Origin of the sequence: Streptomyces sp. WAC07094, from assembly GCF_036320405.1 — a bacterium.
Taxonomy (GTDB): Bacteria; Actinomycetota; Actinomycetes; order Streptomycetales; family Streptomycetaceae; genus Streptomyces; species Streptomyces lannensis.
Map to the genome: position 1 here is coordinate 3,567,149 of NZ_JAVMJZ010000001.1, position 17,377 is coordinate 3,584,525.

At 69.0% G+C, this 17,377-nt stretch carries 15 protein-coding genes and 1 tRNA gene; 3 read left to right on the plus strand and 13 right to left on the minus strand.

Features of this window, described 5'->3' with window-relative positions:
• Positions 1-30: 30 nt before the first annotated feature.
• The 10 genes from rpoB to RCR19_RS15700 form a co-directional block, all read right to left on the minus strand.
• Positions 31-3,516 carry a DNA-directed RNA polymerase subunit beta gene (gene rpoB, locus RCR19_RS15655; RefSeq protein WP_331265703.1) on the minus strand — a complete coding sequence of 1,162 codons (3,486 nt, stop codon included), beginning with the start codon at positions 3,514-3,516 and terminating at the stop codon, positions 31-33.
• 710 nt (positions 3,517-4,226) lie between these two features.
• Positions 4,227-4,610 carry a 50S ribosomal protein L7/L12 gene (gene rplL / locus RCR19_RS15660; RefSeq protein WP_331265704.1) on the minus strand — a complete coding sequence of 128 codons (384 nt, stop codon included), beginning with the start codon at positions 4,608-4,610 and terminating at the stop codon, positions 4,227-4,229.
• Between the two features lie 111 nt (positions 4,611-4,721).
• Entirely contained in the window at positions 4,722-5,252 is a 531-nt protein-coding gene (gene rplJ / locus RCR19_RS15665) for a 50S ribosomal protein L10 (protein ID WP_059127163.1), read from the minus strand.
• A gap of 284 nt (positions 5,253-5,536) precedes the next feature.
• Positions 5,537-6,400: a DUF1396 domain-containing protein gene (locus RCR19_RS15670; RefSeq protein WP_331265705.1), complete on the minus strand. Its 864-nt coding sequence runs from the start codon at positions 6,398-6,400 to the stop codon at positions 5,537-5,539.
• 111 nt (positions 6,401-6,511) lie between these two features.
• On the minus strand, positions 6,512-7,381 hold the full coding sequence (locus RCR19_RS15675; RefSeq protein ID WP_331265706.1) for a hypothetical protein: 870 nt from the start codon (positions 7,379-7,381) through the stop codon (positions 6,512-6,514).
• A gap of 238 nt (positions 7,382-7,619) precedes the next feature.
• On the minus strand, positions 7,620-8,345 hold the full coding sequence (rplA, locus tag RCR19_RS15680; protein WP_331265707.1) for a 50S ribosomal protein L1: 726 nt from the start codon (positions 8,343-8,345) through the stop codon (positions 7,620-7,622).
• 94 nt (positions 8,346-8,439) lie between these two features.
• Positions 8,440-8,874 (minus strand): 50S ribosomal protein L11, encoded by a 435-nt coding sequence (gene rplK / locus RCR19_RS15685; RefSeq protein ID WP_059127159.1) that lies wholly within the window; start codon positions 8,872-8,874, stop codon positions 8,440-8,442.
• A gap of 339 nt (positions 8,875-9,213) precedes the next feature.
• Complete coding sequence (gene nusG / locus RCR19_RS15690) at positions 9,214-10,023, minus strand: transcription termination/antitermination protein NusG (protein WP_331265708.1); 810 nt, start codon at positions 10,021-10,023, stop codon at positions 9,214-9,216.
• Positions 10,024-10,103: 80 nt separating this feature from the next.
• Positions 10,104-10,388 (minus strand): preprotein translocase subunit SecE, encoded by a 285-nt coding sequence (gene secE, locus RCR19_RS15695; protein ID WP_059127157.1) that lies wholly within the window; start codon positions 10,386-10,388, stop codon positions 10,104-10,106.
• A gap of 102 nt (positions 10,389-10,490) precedes the next feature.
• A tRNA-Trp gene (locus tag RCR19_RS15700) sits at positions 10,491-10,563 on the minus strand.
• Between the two features lie 263 nt (positions 10,564-10,826).
• Here RCR19_RS15700 and RCR19_RS15705 point away from each other — a divergent pair.
• Together RCR19_RS15705 and RCR19_RS15710 are read left to right on the plus strand one after the other, a co-directional pair.
• Entirely contained in the window at positions 10,827-12,053 is a 1,227-nt protein-coding gene (locus RCR19_RS15705) for a pyridoxal phosphate-dependent aminotransferase (RefSeq protein WP_331265709.1), read from the plus strand.
• 129 nt (positions 12,054-12,182) lie between these two features.
• A complete protein-coding gene (locus tag RCR19_RS15710; RefSeq protein WP_331265710.1) occupies positions 12,183-13,223 on the plus strand; it encodes an adenosine deaminase in 1,041 nt (346 codons plus the stop codon).
• Positions 13,224-13,313: 90 nt separating this feature from the next.
• Here the strand turns inward: RCR19_RS15710 and RCR19_RS15715 are convergent, their stop codons facing one another.
• Positions 13,314-13,955 carry a helix-turn-helix domain-containing protein gene (locus RCR19_RS15715; protein ID WP_331265711.1) on the minus strand — a complete coding sequence of 214 codons (642 nt, stop codon included), beginning with the start codon at positions 13,953-13,955 and terminating at the stop codon, positions 13,314-13,316.
• A gap of 138 nt (positions 13,956-14,093) precedes the next feature.
• On the opposite strand from RCR19_RS15715, the gene RCR19_RS15720 reads away from it, so the two are divergent.
• Positions 14,094-14,726: an NAD(P)H-binding protein gene (locus tag RCR19_RS15720; protein ID WP_331265712.1), complete on the plus strand. Its 633-nt coding sequence runs from the start codon at positions 14,094-14,096 to the stop codon at positions 14,724-14,726.
• A gap of 30 nt (positions 14,727-14,756) precedes the next feature.
• Here RCR19_RS15720 and RCR19_RS15725 read toward each other — a convergent pair whose 3' ends face one another.
• A complete protein-coding gene (locus tag RCR19_RS15725; RefSeq protein ID WP_331265713.1) occupies positions 14,757-15,812 on the minus strand; it encodes a UDP-N-acetylmuramate dehydrogenase in 1,056 nt (351 codons plus the stop codon).
• 104 nt (positions 15,813-15,916) lie between these two features.
• Positions 15,917-17,353: a DHA2 family efflux MFS transporter permease subunit gene (locus tag RCR19_RS15730; RefSeq protein WP_331265714.1), complete on the minus strand. Its 1,437-nt coding sequence runs from the start codon at positions 17,351-17,353 to the stop codon at positions 15,917-15,919.
• Positions 17,354-17,377: the final 24 nt, after the last annotated feature.

Below are 17,377 nucleotides of genomic sequence, written 5' to 3' on the forward strand. Positions count from 1 at the left end.
GGTCTGGTGATCAGACCCGCCGGACTCCCGTCAGACCTCTTCGACGCTGCTCGGCTCGCGCCGGGACAGGTCGATGCCGAGCTCCTCCGCAGCGCGGAAGACGTCCTCGTCGGTGTCGCGCATCTCGATGGACATACCGTCGCTGGACAGCACCTCCACGTTCAGGCACAGGGACTGCATCTCCTTGATGAGCACCTTGAAGGACTCGGGGATGCCGGGCTCAGGGATGTTCTCGCCCTTGACGATGGCCTCGTAGACCTTCACGCGGCCGGTGACGTCGTCGGACTTGATGGTCAGCAGCTCCTGGAGGGCGTAGGCGGCGCCGTAGGCCTCGAGGGCCCACACCTCCATCTCGCCGAAGCGCTGGCCACCGAACTGGGCCTTACCACCCAGCGGCTGCTGGGTGATCATCGAGTACGGACCGGTCGAACGGGCGTGCAGCTTGTCGTCGACCAGGTGGTGCAGCTTCAGGATGTACATGTAGCCGACCGAGATCGGGTCCGGGAACGGCTCACCGGAGCGGCCGTCGAACAGCCGCGCCTTACCGGTCGGGAGGACCAGGCGGTCCCCGTCACGGTTCGGGATGGTGTGCTGCAGCAGACCCGCCAGCTCGTCCTCACGGGCACCGTCGAAGACCGGGGTCGCGACGTTGGTGCGCGGGTCGACCTGGTCGGCGCCGATGGCCTGCAGGCGCTGGGCCCACTCTTCGGCCAGTCCGGACACGTCCCAGCCGCGGCTGGCGAGCCAGCCGAGGTGGATCTCCAGTACCTGTCCCGGGTTCATTCGGGACGGCACACCCAGCGGGTTCAGGATGATGTCGACCGGGGTGCCGTCCTCCAGGAACGGCATGTCCTCGATCGGCAGGATCTTGGAGATGACACCCTTGTTGCCGTGGCGGCCGGCCAGCTTGTCACCGTCGGTGATCTTGCGCTTCTGGGCCACGTAGACGCGGACCAGCTGGTTCACGCCCGGCGGCAGCTCGTCGCCCTCCTCGCGGTCGAAGACGCGCACGCCGATGACCTTGCCGGTCTCACCGTGCGGCACCTTCAGCGAGGTGTCACGGACCTCACGGGCCTTCTCACCGAAGATCGCGCGCAGCAGACGCTCCTCGGGGGTCAGCTCGGTCTCACCCTTCGGGGTGACCTTGCCGACGAGGATGTCACCGGCGATGACCTCGGCACCGATACGGATGATGCCGCGCTCGTCCAGGTCCGCGAGGACCTCCTCGGAGACGTTCGGGATGTCCCGGGTGATCTCCTCGGGGCCGAGCTTGGTGTCACGGGCGTCGACCTCGTGCTCCTCGATGTGGATCGAGGAGAGGACGTCGTCCTGCACGAGGCGCTGCGACAGGATGATCGCGTCCTCGTAGTTGTGACCCTCCCACGGCATGAACGCCACGAGCAGGTTCTTGCCGAGGGCCATCTCACCGTTCTGGGTGGCCGGACCGTCGGCCAGCACCTGGCCGACGATGACGCGGTCGCCCTCGTTGACGATGACCTTCTGGTTGACCGAGGTGCCCTGGTTGGACCGGGAGAACTTGGCCAGGCGGTACGTGATGTACGTGCCGTCGTCGTTGGCGGTGGTGATGTAGTCCGCGGAGACCTCCTGGACCACACCGTCCTTCTCGGCCTTGACCACGTCGCCGGCGTCGACCGCGGAGCGGTACTCCATGCCGGTGCCGACGAGCGGGGACTCGGACTTGATCAGCGGCACGGCCTGCCGCATCATGTTCGCGCCCATGAGGGCACGGTTGGCGTCGTCGTGCTCGAGGAACGGGATCATGGCGGTCGCGACCGACACCATCTGGCGCGGCGAGACGTCCATGTAGTCGACGTCCTCGGGGCTGACGTAGTCGACCTCACCGCCGCGGCGGCGGACCAGCACCCGGTTCTCGGCGAAGCGGAGCTCGTCCGTCAGCGTGGCGTTGGCCTGCGCGATGACGAAGCGGTCCTCCTCGTCGGCGGTCAGGTAGTCGACCTCGTCGGTGACCTGGCCTTCGTTCACCTTGCGGTACGGGGTCTCGACGAAGCCGAACGCGTTGACCCGGCCGTAGGAGGCGAGCGAGCCGATCAGACCGATGTTCGGGCCTTCAGGCGTCTCGATCGGGCACATGCGGCCGTAGTGCGAGGGGTGCACGTCACGGACCTCGAAGCCGGCCCGCTCACGGGAGAGACCACCCGGGCCGAGCGCGGACAGACGACGCTTGTGCGTCAGCCCGGACAGCGGGTTGTTCTGGTCCATGAACTGGGACAGCTGGCTGGTGCCGAAGAACTCCTTGATGGAGGCGACGACCGGCCGGATGTTGATCAGGGTCTGCGGCGTGATCGCCTCGACGTCCTGCGTGGTCATGCGCTCGCGCACGACGCGCTCCATACGGGCCAGACCCGTGCGGACCTGGTTCTGGATGAGCTCGCCGACGCTGCGCAGGCGGCGGTTGCCGAAGTGGTCGATGTCGTCCGTCTCGACGACGATCGTCCCGCCGGAGTCGCCGACCGTCTCGGTCTCGCCCGCGTGCAGCTTGACCAGGTACTTGATCGTCGAGATGACGTCCTCGACGGTCAGGATGCCCGCGTCGAGCGGAGCGTCCGCACCCAGCTTCTTGTTGACCTTGTAGCGGCCGACCTTGGCCAGGTCGTAGCGCTTCGGGTTGAAGTACAGGTTCTCCAGGAGCGTCTGCGCGGCCTCACGCGTGGGGGGCTCGCCCGGACGCAGCTTGCGGTAGATGTCGAGCAGCGCGTCGTCCTGGCCCTGGGTGTGGTCCTTCTCCAGGGTGGCGCGCATGGACTCGTACTCGCCGAACTCCTCGAGGATCTGCTCGGTGGTCCAGCCGAGCGCCTTCAGGAGAACGGTCACGGACTGCTTGCGCTTGCGGTCGATGCGGACACCGACCATGTCGCGCTTGTCGATCTCCATCTCCAGCCAGGCACCCCGGGACGGGATGATCTTGGCCGAGAAGATGTCCTTGTCGGACGTCTTGTCGATGGTGGAGTCGAAGTAGACACCGGGCGAACGGACCAGCTGCGACACCACGACACGCTCGGTGCCGTTGATGACGAAGGTGCCCTTGTTCGTCATGAGCGGGAAGTCGCCCATGAAGACCGTCTGGGACTTGATCTCACCGGTCTCGTTGTTGGTGAACTCGGCCGTGACGAAGAGGGGCGCGGCGAACGTGAAGTCGCGCTCCTTGCACTCGTCGATGGAGTTCTTCGGCGGCTCGAAGCGGTGGTCGCGGAACGTCAGCGACATCGACCCGGAGAAGTCCTCGATCGGGGAGATCTCCTCGAAGATCTCCTCGAGACCGGACTTGGTGGGGACGTCCTGACCGGACTCCAGAGCCTCCTCGACGCGAGCCTTCCACGCGTCGTTGCCGAGCAGCCAGTCGAAGCTCTCGGTTTGCAGCGCGAGAAGGTTCGGAACCTCGAGGGGCTCCTTGATCTTTGCAAAGGAGATGCGCAGCGGGGCGGTGCTGGCGCCGTTGTTCATATTCGCGGTCGAGGCAGTGCGCGAGGCGGCCAAGAGGGGGTCCTTCCGAGGGCTCGGACTCACTACGCGCGTCCCGGTCCCCGCCAGGCACAGAGATGGAAAGTCCCAGGTCAGAGACTTCTGATCGTTGTGCTCGGGCAAGGGGCGTGCTCCTGGTGACGGGCAGGAGACAGCTAACAGGCAGCGCAAAGGGTCAGTGTAGCCACTTGGCACACTGATGTCCAGTGCGAGTTTTCAGCGCTCACGATGGAGGCCCTCGTTGTCCCTCAACACCTGCGGGAAGCCACGCCCTCGATGCACATCGATACTGCCCTCTTCGTCGTCGATCCATGCCTCGGATTCGGATCGTTGTGACGACGCGTCCTGAGAATTGCGCGCTGCGTGCAGTTCGTCAAGGCCCCCCTTGCTCAAACCGGGTGCTGCCATCGTCACTTGCAACCTGTCACCGGGGCCCTCGGGAGGCACGACGAAGATCACCATACTCCCCGCGGCGACGGTCGCAAGGCAGCCGCCGCCGGTCCCCCGGGAACGGCGAAGAGCGACCACCCGGATGGATGATCGCCCTTCGGTACGTCCGCGTTACAGCCTCCCGGGTGAGCAGCGATCGGGCACCCGGAAGGCCGTCTGCGCTGTTCGAGTGAACCGTGTCCCACGTACGCGAAAGGGCCGTACGAGGCAGAAGCCCCGTACGGCCCAGTGAGCCCTGTGCGGGCCCGTGAGTCCGGTGCGGACCCGAGGAGGTGTTACTTGACCTCGACGGAGGCGCCGGCGCCCTTGAGGGACTCGGCGGCCTTCTCGGCGGCGTCCTTCGCGACCTTCTCCAGGACGGGCTTCGGGGCGCCGTCCACCAGGTCCTTGGCCTCCTTCAGACCGAGGGAGGTCAGCTCGCGCACGACCTTGATGACCTGGATCTTCTTGTCGCCGGCACCGGTGAGGATGACGTCGAACTCGTCCTTCTCCTCCTCGGCCTCGACGGCGGCGGCCGGGCCGGCCGGGCCCGCGACGGCGACCGCGGCGGCGGCGGTGACGTCGAACTTCTCCTCGAACGCCTTCACGAACTCGGAGAGCTCGATGAGGGTCATCTCCTCGAACTGCGCGAGCAGGTCTTCCTGGCTGAGCTTCGCCATGATGGGCGATCCTTCCATTGATTCGGCTGGTGCCGGATGTACATGTCTGGCGGGCGTACGTTCGGCCCGCTACGACCGTCGCCTCAGGCGGCGGTCATGTCGCGAGCCGAATTACTCGGCACCGCCCTGCTCGGCCTGCTTGGCGCGAAGAGCGTCCACGGTGCGGACGAGCTTCGACGGGAGCGCCTGGAAGACCTGAGCAGCCTGGGTCTGCTTGCCCTTGAAGGCACCCGCCAGCTTGGCGAGCAGAACCTCGCGGGACTCGAGGTCCGCAAGCTTCTTGATCTCGTCGGCGGACAGCGCCTTGCCGTCAAGGACACCGCCCTTGATGACGAGGTTCGGATTGTCCTTGGCGAAGTCACGAAGACCCTTCGCCGACTCCACCGGGTCACCGGTGACGAAGGCGACCGCCGTCGGACCGTTGAACAGGTCGTCGAGCGTCGTGATCCCGGCCTCGTTGGCCGCAATCTTGGTCAGCGTGTTCTTCACCACGGCGTACTGGGCGTTCTCACCGAGCGACCGGCGCAGCGTCTTGAGCTGCGCCACGGTGAGACCCCGGTACTCGGTCAGCACGGCGGCGTTCGAGCTGCGGAACTGCTCCGCGAGCTCGGCCACCGCGGCAGCCTTGTCGGGCCTTGCCATAGAGCGTCGGCCTCCTTCCGGGTGATGGGACCGCTCGGAAGGGGCTGGACAGAACGAACGCCCCGGCGCAGGCGCACGGGGCGGACTCGACCGGCTGCATGCGCGGTGCACGCACATACTCCGGGAGTTCTTCCACTGTCACCTGCGCGGGCCGTCCGCAGTTCAGCGGATCCTTCGGTCACCGCACCCTCTTGCGAGTGCACAGCGACGACCAGCGGTCTTTGGCTTCGACAGGAAGAGTAAGGGAACGGATCGCCGTCAAGCAAATCCGTTCCCCTGCGGGCTCAGCCCTGCTGGGCGTCCTTCATCGCGTCGGCGAAGGAGAACGTGTCCTTGGCGGGCGGAGCCGTCACCGTCACCGGCTTGTTGAAGTCGAGGAAGGTGATGGTCGTGTCCAGAGGGCCCTTGTCGGTGTCGCTGCGCATCCGGAACTGCTTGGTGTGGTTGCTGCCGTCGATCCACATGTCCATGCTGATCGCGCCGGCGCCCATCTTCTCGTACGCGTCGATGCTCTTCTCGCGCCGGTCGAGGGTGGCCTTGTCCAGGTGCTGCTTCTTCAGGGCCGCACGCATCTCGTCGACCGAGACCTCGCCCTTGTAGTGCGTGGTCTTCACGCCGCCGACGGTCTCGGTGCCGACCTTCGTCACCCGCTTGGAGTCGGTGAGGAACGTGGACTCCTGGGCCGGGTTCCGGTCGGCCTGCCCGGCGCCGAGCTGGTCGGCGCCGAGCTCCTTGTCCATCCCCAGCGCGGACAGATCGAACTTGAGCCAGCTCTTGCCGTTCAGCTCCTTGGCGGCCGCGGCGCCACCACCGACGTACATCACCTGGTCCACAAGACGGATCTCGACCGGCCCGTCCGTGTCCTGGCCCGCGACCGTCATCTTCATGGCCATGGCGAGCGGCTTCAGGCTCATCCGTGCCTCGCCGCTGACCTTGCCCTCACCCGGGACCGTGCCGGTCATCCGGTAGTGCATGGATGTGATCTGCTCGGCGTTCTTCGCGGCCTCGGCCACGGCAGCGGCGGGCGTCATCCGCGGGGACTCCTCCGCACCACCCTTCGAACAGGCGACCGTTCCACCGCCCAGGACAAGCGCCGCGAGCGCCGCGCCCGCCGCGCCGCGCCCCATCGCGCCACGCACAGCAATCATCAAGAATCCCCCCAGGAAACATACTGTCGATCCATAGCAAGACCGTGAGCGTAACCCGGCCGGAACGCCTGTGGCTCGCGATTTCCGGATGACGCGTGTGACCTACACACGTCACGGACTCTGCTTGCTCAGCAGGTCCTTGAAATCGGCGGTGTCCGCGACGGGTGGCCTTTCGGCCGCGACCCGCACTCCGTAGTCGCGGTAGTACGCGGTCGAGGACATCCGCCCCGACGCCAGCTCCCCGCGCTCGGCCTTCTTCACCAGCAGGTCGTGGTCGTCGACCCAGATGTCCACGGTCTCCGTGGTGACCCCGGCCTGTTCCAGCCGCTCCTTGAGGTCGGCGGTGGCGGCGCCGGTGAGGGCGGCGGTGATGATCGTGCCCGTGTAGCGGGTGGTCCGCCGGCCGCGTACCGTCTCCTCGCCCGCCCTGCGGAGGTTCCCCGAGGCGAGCAGGAGGCGGACCGGCTGGAGCGGGGCGGTGTTGCGCAGCTGGTCCGTCAGCTGCGTTCCGGCGCCTCCCGGGAGGGCCACGAGGTCGTCGTAGGCGTATCTGATCCAGTGCCGGCCGTCCAGGCGCCGGGCGAACGAGGTGCCGACCTTCGCGTAGTAGGCGTCCGGCAGCAGCCGGGCCTCCATGGAGGCGCTGTTCAGCTTGCGCATGGTGTCGGCGAGCTGGCCGCCGGTGTAGGTGATGCGAAGGGTGCCGACGGATCGGCCGGACCAGCCGAGGGCGCCGTCCGTGTGCAGCGAGAGCATCCCGCCCATGACCGTCGTGGACTCTATCCGTGCGGAGCCGGCCCTGACCGTGGCCCGCTCCACGGCGTGCAGGGCCGACGCCGAGCGCGGGTCCGCACGCCCGCCCGAGGGCACTGCGGCCCTCTTGGAGGAGTCGTCGCCGGAGGGGCTGCACGCCGCGACGGCGGCCAGCGCGGCGGCCACCGCGATCGGAAGGATCCCGCGCCGAACGATCCGGTCCCTCATCCGTCCCCCCTTGTGCGCTCCGTGATCATCACGCTAACTCCGAGCCGGGAGGAACGGCACGCATCTGAGGCGGAACGGCATGTGCCCGGTGTCGCACACAGGTACGCCGAGGGGGCGCACCAACCGCGCGGAGCCGTTGCGAGCGCCCCGGGACACGGCCGGAAAACACGGCCGGCCCCGCACCCGGAAGGGTGCGGGGCCGGCCGTCAGCTGCGCGTGACCGCGGCTGCCGTCTGTGTCAGACGGCGGCCGGGTCCTCCTCGGTGAGGAGGTTGCGGGTGCGGTTCGGGTCGACCGGAACGCCGGGGCCCATCGTCGTGGCGATGGCGGCCTTCTTGATGTAGCGACCCTTGGCGGCGGACGGCTTCAGACGAAGGATCTCGTCCAGAGCCGCACCGTAGTTCTCCACCAGCTTGGAGTCGTCGAAGGACGCCTTGCCGATGATGAAGTGCAGGTTCGAGTGCTTGTCGACGCGGAACTCGATCTTGCCGCCCTTGATTTCGGTGACGGCCTTCGTCACGTCCGGGGTCACGGTGCCGGTCTTGGGGTTCGGCATCAGACCACGGGGACCGAGCACGCGGCCGAGGCGGCCGACCTTGCCCATGAGGTCCGGGGTGGCGACGACGGCGTCGAAGTCCAGACGCCCCTTCGCAACCTCGTCGATCAGCTCGTCGGCGCCGACGATGTCGGCGCCCGCGGCACGAGCGGCCTCGGCACGGTCACCGGTCGCGAAGACCAGGACCCGGGCGGTCTTACCGGTGCCGTGCGGGAGGTTCACGGTGCCACGGACCATCTGGTCGGCCTTGCGCGGGTCGACACCCAGACGGAAGGCGACCTCGACGGTGCCGTCGAACTTGGTCGTGGAGGTCTCCTTGGCGAGACGGACGGCCTCGAGCGGGGCGTAGAGCTTGTCCCGGTCGACCTTGGCGTCCGCAGCGCGGAGAGCCTTGCTGCGCTTGCTCACAACTGCTCCTGTGTGTTCTGAAAGGAGTCGTGGTACGGGCCGAGCAGGCCCTGCCACGTGCGGCCGTCAGCCGCATGGTTCTGCGAAGGGGGGTTCAGCCCTCGACCGTGATGCCCATGGAACGCGCGGTGCCCGCAATGATCTTCGAGGCGGCGTCCAGGTCATTGGCGTTGAGGTCGGGCATCTTGGTCTGGGCGATCTCGCGGACCTGCGCCTCGGTGATCTTGGCGACCTTGGTCTTGTGCGGCTCGCCGGAGCCCTTGTCCACGCCCGCGGCCTTGAGGATCATCTTGGCGGCCGGCGGGGTCTTGGTGATGAAGGTGAAGGAACGGTCCTCGTAGACCGTGATCTCCACCGGGATGACCCAACCGCGCTGCGACTCGGTCGCAGCGTTGTAGGCCTTGCAGAACTCCATGATGTTGACGCCGTGCTGACCCAGCGCCGGGCCGACCGGCGGAGCCGGGTTGGCCGCGCCGGCCTGGATCTGGAGCTTGATGAGCCCCGTGACCTTCTTCTTCTTGGGAGGCATTCCGGGTCCTCTCCCGTTTTCCGTTTCGATTTCCTAGTGCCCAAGGGCAAGACAGCCCGAAGGCAACCGCACAACCCTAGCGGGAATCCCTGTGCGGCCAAAAACCGAGCAGGTCAGACGGGCTGTGCAGCCGTCTGACCTGGCCGGTGGCTGGCCCGCCGGAAGGTGGTCCTTCGGGCGGTGTCGACACAAGTCTCTCATGCGCGGCGGACCGCTCCGGCCGCCGGGCGCCGTTGCCCGCGTCGCATGCCGCCGCCACCATGGCCGCCCCGGGTATGCGAGAGAGCCCCCGACCAACGGGAAACCGCTGGTCGGGGGCTCTCTCGGATGAGCGTCTGCTCAGTTCTTCTGGATCTGGTCGAAGCTCAGCTCGACCGGGGTCTCGCGGCCGAAGATCTCCACGAGGCCCTTGACCTTCTTGGAGTCGGCGTTGATCTCGTTGATGGTCGCCTGCAGCGTGGCGAACGGGCCGTCGGTGACGGTGACCGAGTCGCCGACCTCGAAGTCCAGCACCTGGACCTCGACCTTGCGCTGCGGCGCCGGCTTGCCCTCGGCCTCCGCGGCCTCGCGGGCCGCCTTCTCCTCGGCCTCCGGGGCGAGCATCTTGACGATCTCGTCCAGGGTCAGCGGGTAGGGGTCGTAGGCGTTGCCCACGAAGCCGGTGACACCGGGGGTGTTGCGGACGACGCCCCAGGACTCGTTGGTCAGATCCATGCGCACCAGCACATAGCCGGGGAGCTTGTTCTGACGGATGGTCTTGCGGTCGCCGTTCTTGATCTGGACGACCTCTTCCTGCGGCACCTCGGCCTGGAAGATGTAGTCCTCGACGTTCAGCGACACGGCGCGCTGCTCGAGGTTGGTCTTCACACGGTTCTCGTAGCCGGCGTACGTGTGGATCACGTACCACTCGCCGGGCAGGCTGCGCAGCTCCTCGCGCAGGGCCTCGACGGGGTCGACGGGCGCGGCCTCCTCCTCGCCGGCGGCCTCGTCCTCCTCCACGACGTGCACGGCGGCCGTCTCGGCCGGCTCGCCCGCCTCGGCTTCCGCAGCCTGGAACTCGTCCACCTCGTCCGCGCCCTCGACGATGTCGAGCTCGTCATCCACGGACTCGTCCGGCTCGATGGCGTCGTTCAGGTTCGGGTCAGACACGTGGCTGCTTCTTCCTGGATACATAGGGGTAGAACATGCGAAAGGGGACGCCGGATACCTCGGCGCCCTTCGCTCGCGGCTCAGCCGAATACGTACTTGGCCGCGTGGTTGAGCCCATAGTCAATCACGGTCACCAGGGCGATCATGATGACGACGAAAACGATCACCACAGTGGTGTACGTCGTCAGCTGGTTCCGCGTCGGCCAGACCACCTTGCGGAGTTCCGCAACGATCTGGCGGTAGAAGAGGGCAAGGCGCTTGAGCGGGCCCTTCTTGGCTCGCTTGCCACCCTTGCGGGTCTTCTTCGGCTCCTGCACCTCATCCTGGGCGTCAGGCATGTCGATGGAGCCCACGGCGTCCGTCACTCGTCCTCACCTGAATCCCGGGTCGTGGCCGTGCCGCGCCCGGTGGAGCCGCACGGCGAGTGCAAAGGTACTCTGCGCACACTTCCTGATGGGAGTGTGTAGCAGGGCCGGAGGGACTTGAACCCCCAACCGCTGGTTTTGGAGACCAGTGCTCTACCAATTGAGCTACGACCCTTTGCTGTGTACCCCAACGTACCGCATCCGAGCGAGTGCTCGGTGTGCACCGGCGCGATCACGGCCGCTGGAGGCCAACGAGGTGAGAGTGTACGTGGTCCGGGGCCGGTCGTCGAACAGAAAGCGCCCGTACGGGTTTTGCCGCCCGGAAGATCGCCCGGTCCGGCACCCGGATCCGGACGTGTGTCCGGTCAGCGGCCCGGTCCGGTTCAGTCTGTGAAACCCGTGTGCCGGGCGCGTTTCCTGTCTGAAACCATGGGGCCCATGAGCGCTGCAACCCCTCCCACCGAGCGCCGGGTCTCCGCCCGAGTCGGCGCGATCTCCGAGTCCGCCACCCTCGCCGTGGACGCCAAGGCCAAGGCCCTCAAGGCCGCCGGGCGGCCGGTGATCGGCTTCGGCGCCGGTGAGCCCGACTTCCCGACGCCGGACTACATCGTCGAGGCGGCCGTCGAGGCCTGCAAGAACCCGAAGTTCCATCGCTACACGCCGGCGGGCGGTCTGCCCGAGCTGAAGAACGCGATCGCCGCCAAGACGCTGCGCGACTCCGGCTACGAGGTGGACGCCTCCCAGATCCTGGTCACCAACGGCGGCAAGCAGGCCATCTACGAGGCCTTCGCCGCGATCCTCGACCCGGGTGACGAGGTGATCGTCCCGGCTCCGTACTGGACCACGTACCCGGAGTCGATCCGGCTGGCCGGCGGTGTGCCGGTGGAGGTCGTCGCGGACGAGACCACCGGTTACCGCGTGTCCGTGGAGCAGCTCGAGGCCGCCCGCACCAAGAAGACGAAGGTCGTCCTCTTCGTGTCCCCGTCCAACCCGACGGGCGCGGTGTACTCCGAGTCGGAGACCGAGGCCATCGGCCGCTGGGCCGTGGAGCACGGGCTGTGGGTGCTGACAGACGAGATCTACGAACACCTGGTCTACGGTGACGCCGCCTCCGTGTCGTTGCCGGCGCTGCTGCCCGAGCTGCGCGACAAGTGCATCGTGGTCAACGGCGTGGCGAAGACGTACGCGATGACGGGCTGGCGTGTCGGCTGGGTGATCGGCCCGAAGGACGTGGTGAAGGCCGCGACGAACCTCCAGTCGCACGCCACCTCGAACGTGTCGAATGTCGCACAGGTGGCCGCCCTGGCCGCCGTCTCCGGCGACCTGGAGGCGGTCGCGACGATGCGCGAGGCCTTCGACCGGCGCCGCAAGACCATCGTGCGGATGCTGAACGAGATCGACGGCGTGGTCTGCCCCGAGCCCGAGGGCGCGTTCTACGCGTACCCGTCGGTGAAGGCGCTGATCGGCAAGGAGATCCGCGGCAGGCGCCCAAAGGACACGGTCGAGCTGGCCGCGCTGATCCTCGAGGAGGCCGAGGTCGCGGTCGTCCCGGGTGAGGCCTTCGGCACCCCCGGTTACCTGCGGCTGTCGTACGCCCTCGGCGACGAGGACCTGGTCGAGGGCGTGAGCCGGATCCAGAAGCTGCTGGCGGAGGCGCGGGACTGACGTCCCGCTCCACGCCTCGGGGCGATCACCTGCCGGCCGGCGGGTGATCGTCCCGTCCTTTTGTGCGAGCAAGACCACTAAAGGGGAAAGCGCTACCGGAGCGGCGGGGACGTGCGGCAGGATCCTGGAATGGAGCATGTACGTGATGTCTCTGCGCTGCCGAAGGCCCATCTGCATCTGCACTTCACCGGATCCATGCGGCCCGCCACCCTCTTGGAGCTGGCCGACAAATACGGTGTACGGCTGCCGGAGACTTTGACCGAGGCCCTGACCAGTGGGGAACCGCCGAAGCTGCGGGCGACGGACGAGCGGGGCTGGTTCCGGTTCCAGCGGCTGTACGACGCGGCTCGCTCGTGTCTCAGAGAGCCGGAGGACATCCGGCGGCTGGTGCGGGAGGCCGCGGAGGAGGACGTCAGGGACGGCTCGGGCTGGCTGGAGATCCAGGTCGACCCGACGTCCTACGCGCCGCGCCTCGGCGGTCTGATCCCGGCGCTGGAGATCATCCTGGACGCGGTCGACGGCGCGATGCGGGAGACGGGTCTGGGGATGCGCGTCCTGGTCGCCGCGAACCGGATGAAGCACCCCCTGGACGCCCGCACCCTGGCCCGGCTGGCCGTGCGCTACCGGGACCGCGGTGTGGTGGGCTTCGGCCTCTCGAACGACGAGCGCCGCGGCATGGCCCGGGACTTCGACCGCGCCTTCGCCATCGCCCGCGACGGAGGCCTTCTCTCGGCCCCGCACGGCGGCGAACTGACCGGACCGTCGTCGGTGCGCGACTGCCTGGACGACCTGCACGCTCACCGGCTGGGCCACGGGGTGCGCGCGGCGGAGGACCCGCGTCTGCTGAAGCGTCTGGCGGAGCGGGGGGTGACGTGCGAGGTGTGCCCCACGTCGAATGTCGCCCTGGGCGTCTACGCGAAGGCCGAGGACGTGCCCCTGCGCACCCTGTACGACGCGGGTGTCCCCATGGCGCTGGGCGCCGACGACCCGCTGCTGTTCGGCTCCCGCCTGGCGGCGCAGTACGAGCTCGCCCGCCACCACCACGGCTTCACCGACGAGGAACTGGCGGAACTGGCCCGGCAGTCGGTGCGCGGTTCTGCGGCACCGGAACATACCAAGGCGGAGCTCCTCGCGGGGGTGGACGCCTGGCTGGGCGGCCCGGTGGCCTGAGGAAGGGGCGACGGGCGCGGGTGGGCCGCACGGCAGGGGCCCCCGCCGTCGGTGGACCGGAGCGGGGCCCACCCGCTCCCTTCCGCACGGTCAGGAGGCGCCCTCGGTGGCCGAGACGCCGCCGAGCAGGGTGCGCGCGAGGCGGCGCGCGAAGTCCTCCACGGGAGGTCGGCTGCCCGTCTCCGTCGCGTCGTAGGCGAACGCGCGCTGCGCGCAGGCGCCGAGGAGCAGGGACGCGGCCGCGAAGGTGTCGGCGTCGGGTCGGACCCGTCCCGCCGACTGTTCGGCGCGAAGGTAGGCGTCGAGGGCCTCGATCGGCCGGTGCGGGCCCGTCCCCATCTGCCGCATGGCCTCGTCGTGCCGCCGCTTGAGCTGCGTCTCGGCGTACAGCGACGCGGCGATCGGGAAGCTCTGCTCGTAGAAGAGGGCCGCACGCCGGGCGATCTCGGTGAGGTTCTCCTCCAGTGACTGCCGGCCGGGTTCGGCCGCGAGTTCGCTGAGCAGCGGGCCCAGTCGTGGCAGCCGTTCCGCGAGGACGCGGATGAACAGCTCCTCCTTGCTCGGGAAGTACTTGTACAGCGCGGCCTCCGAGCAGCCCGCGGCCCGGGCGATCTCCTTGGTCGTGGCGCGCGCGAGCCCGACGGTCAGCATCAGCTCCTGCGCCGCGTCGAGGATGCGGACCCGGGCCGGTCTCTGCTGCGCCGCCGGCGGCTGCGCCCCTGTGTGCTGCATGGGACCAAAGGATTCCACGACCGGGGCCTCCGGGTCTTGACGGGTGGGTGAGTGCTTACCCACCCTAGGAGCCAGCGAGGTGAGTGAACACTCACCCACCCGTATCGGGCGAGAGCGGACGTACAGGAGGGGCACGCCATGAGACTCACCGTCTTCGGTGCCACCGGCGGCATCGGCCAGGAGATCGTCGGACAGGCCCTCGCGGCAGGGCACCGGGTCACCGCGGTCGTACGGGATCCCGCGCGACTCACCGTCACGGGCACCGGCCTGGAGGTGTTCCGCGCGGATCTCGGCGACCCCGACGCGCTGCGCCCGGCGGTGGCGGGCCGGGACGCCGTTCTGTCCGGGCTCGGCGCGCGCAGCCGCAGGGACGCCGGGGTGGCGACCCGGCTGACCCGTACGGTCCTGGATGCCCTGGAGGCCGAGGGGGTGCGCCGACTGCTGGTGGTCGGCGCCGGCCCGGTCGGCCCCCGCCCCGAGAACGAGGGGGCCCTGGACCGGACCGTCCGGGGCCTGGTCTCCGTGATGCTCAAGGATGTCTACGCCGACCTGCGGGAGATGGAGGCCGAACTGGCCCGCAGCGCCACGGACTGGACGGTCGTGCGCCCGCCCCGCTTGCAGGACAAACCGCTCACGGGTTCGTACCGCACGGTCGTCGGCGGTTTCCCGCCCCGGGGGCGCTTCATCGCCCGCGCCGACGTCGCCCACGCGATGCTGGCGATGACCCACGACCCCGCGACGGTGAAGCAGGGGGTGGGGGTCGCCTACTGAGCCCGGCCGCGGCTGGTGTCGGGGCGGGGTCTAGAGGCTGACGCCCACCGTGACCGGCTCGTTGACCAGCGTGACCCCGAAGGCGTCGCGGACCCCGGCCACGACCTCGCGGGCCAGCGCGAGCAGGTCCTCGGTGGTCGCGCCGCCGCGGTTGGTCAGGGCCAGGGTGTGCTTGGTGGAGATGCGGGCGGGTCCGGTGCCGTACCCCTTGGTGAAGCCGGCCTTGTCGATGAGCCAGGCCGCGGAGGTCTTGGTGTGGCCCTCGCCCGCCGCGTACGCGGGCGGTTCCGTCCCCTCGCCCAGCCGCTCGCTCACCCGCGCCCGGAAGGCGGCGAACTCCTCGTCCGCGAGGATGGGATTGGTGAAGAACGAACCCGCCGACCAGGTGTCGTGGTCCTCAGGATCCAGCACCATGCCCTTGCCGGCGCGCAGCTTCAGCACGGTCTCGCGGGCGGCGGCCAGCGGCACCCGGTCGCCGGGCCCGACTCCGAGGGCGCGAGCCGTCTCGGCGTACTTGACCGGGCCCGAGAGCCCCTGCGCGTCCTCCAGCCGGAAGCACACCCGCAGCACCACAAAACGCTCGGGATCGGCCTTGAAGCGGCTGTGCCGGTACGAGAACGCGCACTCGGCGTTCGAAAGGGTGACCGTTTCCTGCGTCCGGCGGTCGTAGGCGATCACTTCGCTGATCGTCGAAGAGACCTCCTGGCCGTAGGCCCCCACGTTCTGGATCGGGGTCGCGCCCGCGGAGCCCGGGATGCCCGCGAGGCACTCGACACCGGCGAGACCGGCCTCGACGGTGCGGGCGACGGCATCGGTCCACACCTCTCCGGCGGCCAGCTCCAGCTCCGTACCGTCCAGACGGAAGCCGTCGGTCGCGATCCGCAGGGCGGTGCCCTCGAAGCCCTTGTCGCCGATGACCAGGTTGGATCCGCCGCCGATCAGCAGCAGCGGCGTACCGGCTCCGTCCGCCTCACGGACGGCGGCGATCACCTCCGCGTCGGTGGTGGCGGTGATCAGTCGGGTCGCGGGGCCGCCCAGCCGGAAGGTGGTCAGCGGGGCGAGCGGGGCGTCGTGGAGTTCCTGCACGCGCCAAGACTACGAGACGGCCCCGGCGGCCCGGCAGCGCACGGGTACGGCCCCGCCGGAGACCGGCGGGGCCGTCGAGGGATGCCGCGTCCGCGGGATCCCGCTCAGGAAGCGGCCGTCTCCAGGGCCGGGGCCGGCTGCGCGGTGGCCGCGGCCCGTCCCGTGCGCCGCCGGGTCGGGATCAGCAGAGCCGCGACGCCCGCCAGGGTCACCGCCGCGGAGCCCACCACGAGCGCCGGCCGCAACCCGTCCACGAAGAGCTGTGCGCTCCCATAGCCGCCCCGGGCCGTGAAGATCGAGGACATCACGGCGATGCCGAGCGCGCCGCCGACCTCGCGCAGTGCGTTGTTGGCGCCGGAGGCGATGCCCTGCTCCCGGGGCAGCACGCTGGACATGACGAGGTTGGAGGCGGGCGCGAAGAACAGGGCCATGCCGATGCCGCTGATGATCAGTCCGGGCAGCTGAACGGAGTACGCGACGTCCGTCGTGGCCACCCTGGCCAGGTAGCCGAGGCCCGCGGCCTGGAGAAAGAGACCGGCTGCGACGACCGGGCGGCCGCCGATGCGGTCGGAGAGGATTCCGGCGATCGGCGCTACGAGCATCGGCATGCCCGTCCAGGGCAGCATCCGCAGACCCGCCTGGGTCGGGGAGTAGCCGAGCACCCCCTGCATGTACTGGCTGAGCAGGAAGATCGAGCCGAACATCCCGAGGAACATCAACAGGCTCGCGGCGTTGATCCCGGAGAACGCCCGGGAGCGGAAGAGCCGCATGGGGAGCATGGGGTTGCGGCCCCGGATGCCGTGGAGGACGAAGCCGGCGAGCAGCGCGGTGCCCGCGAACAGGCCGGTCAGCACGACGGGGTCGGCCCAGCCGTCGGCCGGGCCGCGCACCAGTCCGTACACGATCCCGAAGAGGCCGCCGCTGACGAGCAGGGTGCCCGGGATGTCGAGCGCCGCGCCGGTGCCGTAGGACTCGGCGAGGCGGAAGCGGGCGAGGGGCAGTACGAGGAGGCCCAGCGGGACGTTCAGCCAGAAGATCCAGTGCCAGGACACGTGTTCGGTCAGACTGCCGCCGATGAGGGGTCCGGACGCCACGGCGAGGCCGTTGACGGCCCCCCAGATGCCGTACGCCATTCCGCGCCTCGCGGCGGGGACCGCTGCGGTCAGCAGAGTCAGGGTGAGCGGCATCATGATGGCCGCCCCGACACCCTGGACGGCGCGGGCCGCGATCAGGGAGTCGATGCCGGGCGCGAGGGCCGCGGCGGCGGACGCGCCGGTGAAGACGGTCAGCCCCACGAGGAAGAGCTTCCTGCGGCCGAACCGGTCGCCGAGCGCCGCGCCGAACATGAGCAGGACCGCGAAGGTGAGCGTGTAGGCGCTCACGGTCCATTCCAGGTCGTCCAGCGCTCCCCCGAGGTCCTTGCGGATGGAGGGCAGGGCCGTGGTGACGACGAGGTTGTCGAGGGCCGCCATGAATCCGGCGACGCTGGTGATGACGAGGGCCCAGACCGCTCCCCCGCGAGGTGCCTTCTGCTGTGACATCGCTCCCCCAGAGCGTGATCGTCG

Bases quoted from the DNA above. Each gene is read 5' to 3' on its own strand.
- rplL (WP_331265704.1), bottom strand. From the start codon at position 4,610: ATGGCGAAGCTCAGCCAGGAAGACCTGCTCGCGCAGTTCGAGGAGATG.
- rplJ (WP_059127163.1), bottom strand. From the start codon at position 5,252: ATGGCAAGGCCCGACAAGGCTGCCGCGGTGGCCGAGCTCGCGGAGCAG.
- RCR19_RS15670 (WP_331265705.1), bottom strand. From the start codon at position 6,400: ATGATTGCTGTGCGTGGCGCGATGGGGCGCGGCGCGGCGGGCGCGGCG.
- RCR19_RS15675 (WP_331265706.1), bottom strand. From the start codon at position 7,381: ATGAGGGACCGGATCGTTCGGCGCGGGATCCTTCCGATCGCGGTGGCC.
- rplK (WP_059127159.1), bottom strand. From the start codon at position 8,874: ATGCCTCCCAAGAAGAAGAAGGTCACGGGGCTCATCAAGCTCCAGATC.
- RCR19_RS15705 (WP_331265709.1), top strand. From the start codon at position 10,827: ATGAGCGCTGCAACCCCTCCCACCGAGCGCCGGGTCTCCGCCCGAGTC.
- RCR19_RS15710 (WP_331265710.1), top strand. From the start codon at position 12,183: ATGGAGCATGTACGTGATGTCTCTGCGCTGCCGAAGGCCCATCTGCAT.
- RCR19_RS15715 (WP_331265711.1), bottom strand. From the start codon at position 13,955: ATGCAGCACACAGGGGCGCAGCCGCCGGCGGCGCAGCAGAGACCGGCC.
- RCR19_RS15720 (WP_331265712.1), top strand. From the start codon at position 14,094: ATGAGACTCACCGTCTTCGGTGCCACCGGCGGCATCGGCCAGGAGATC.
- RCR19_RS15730 (WP_331265714.1), bottom strand. From the start codon at position 17,353: ATGTCACAGCAGAAGGCACCTCGCGGGGGAGCGGTCTGGGCCCTCGTC.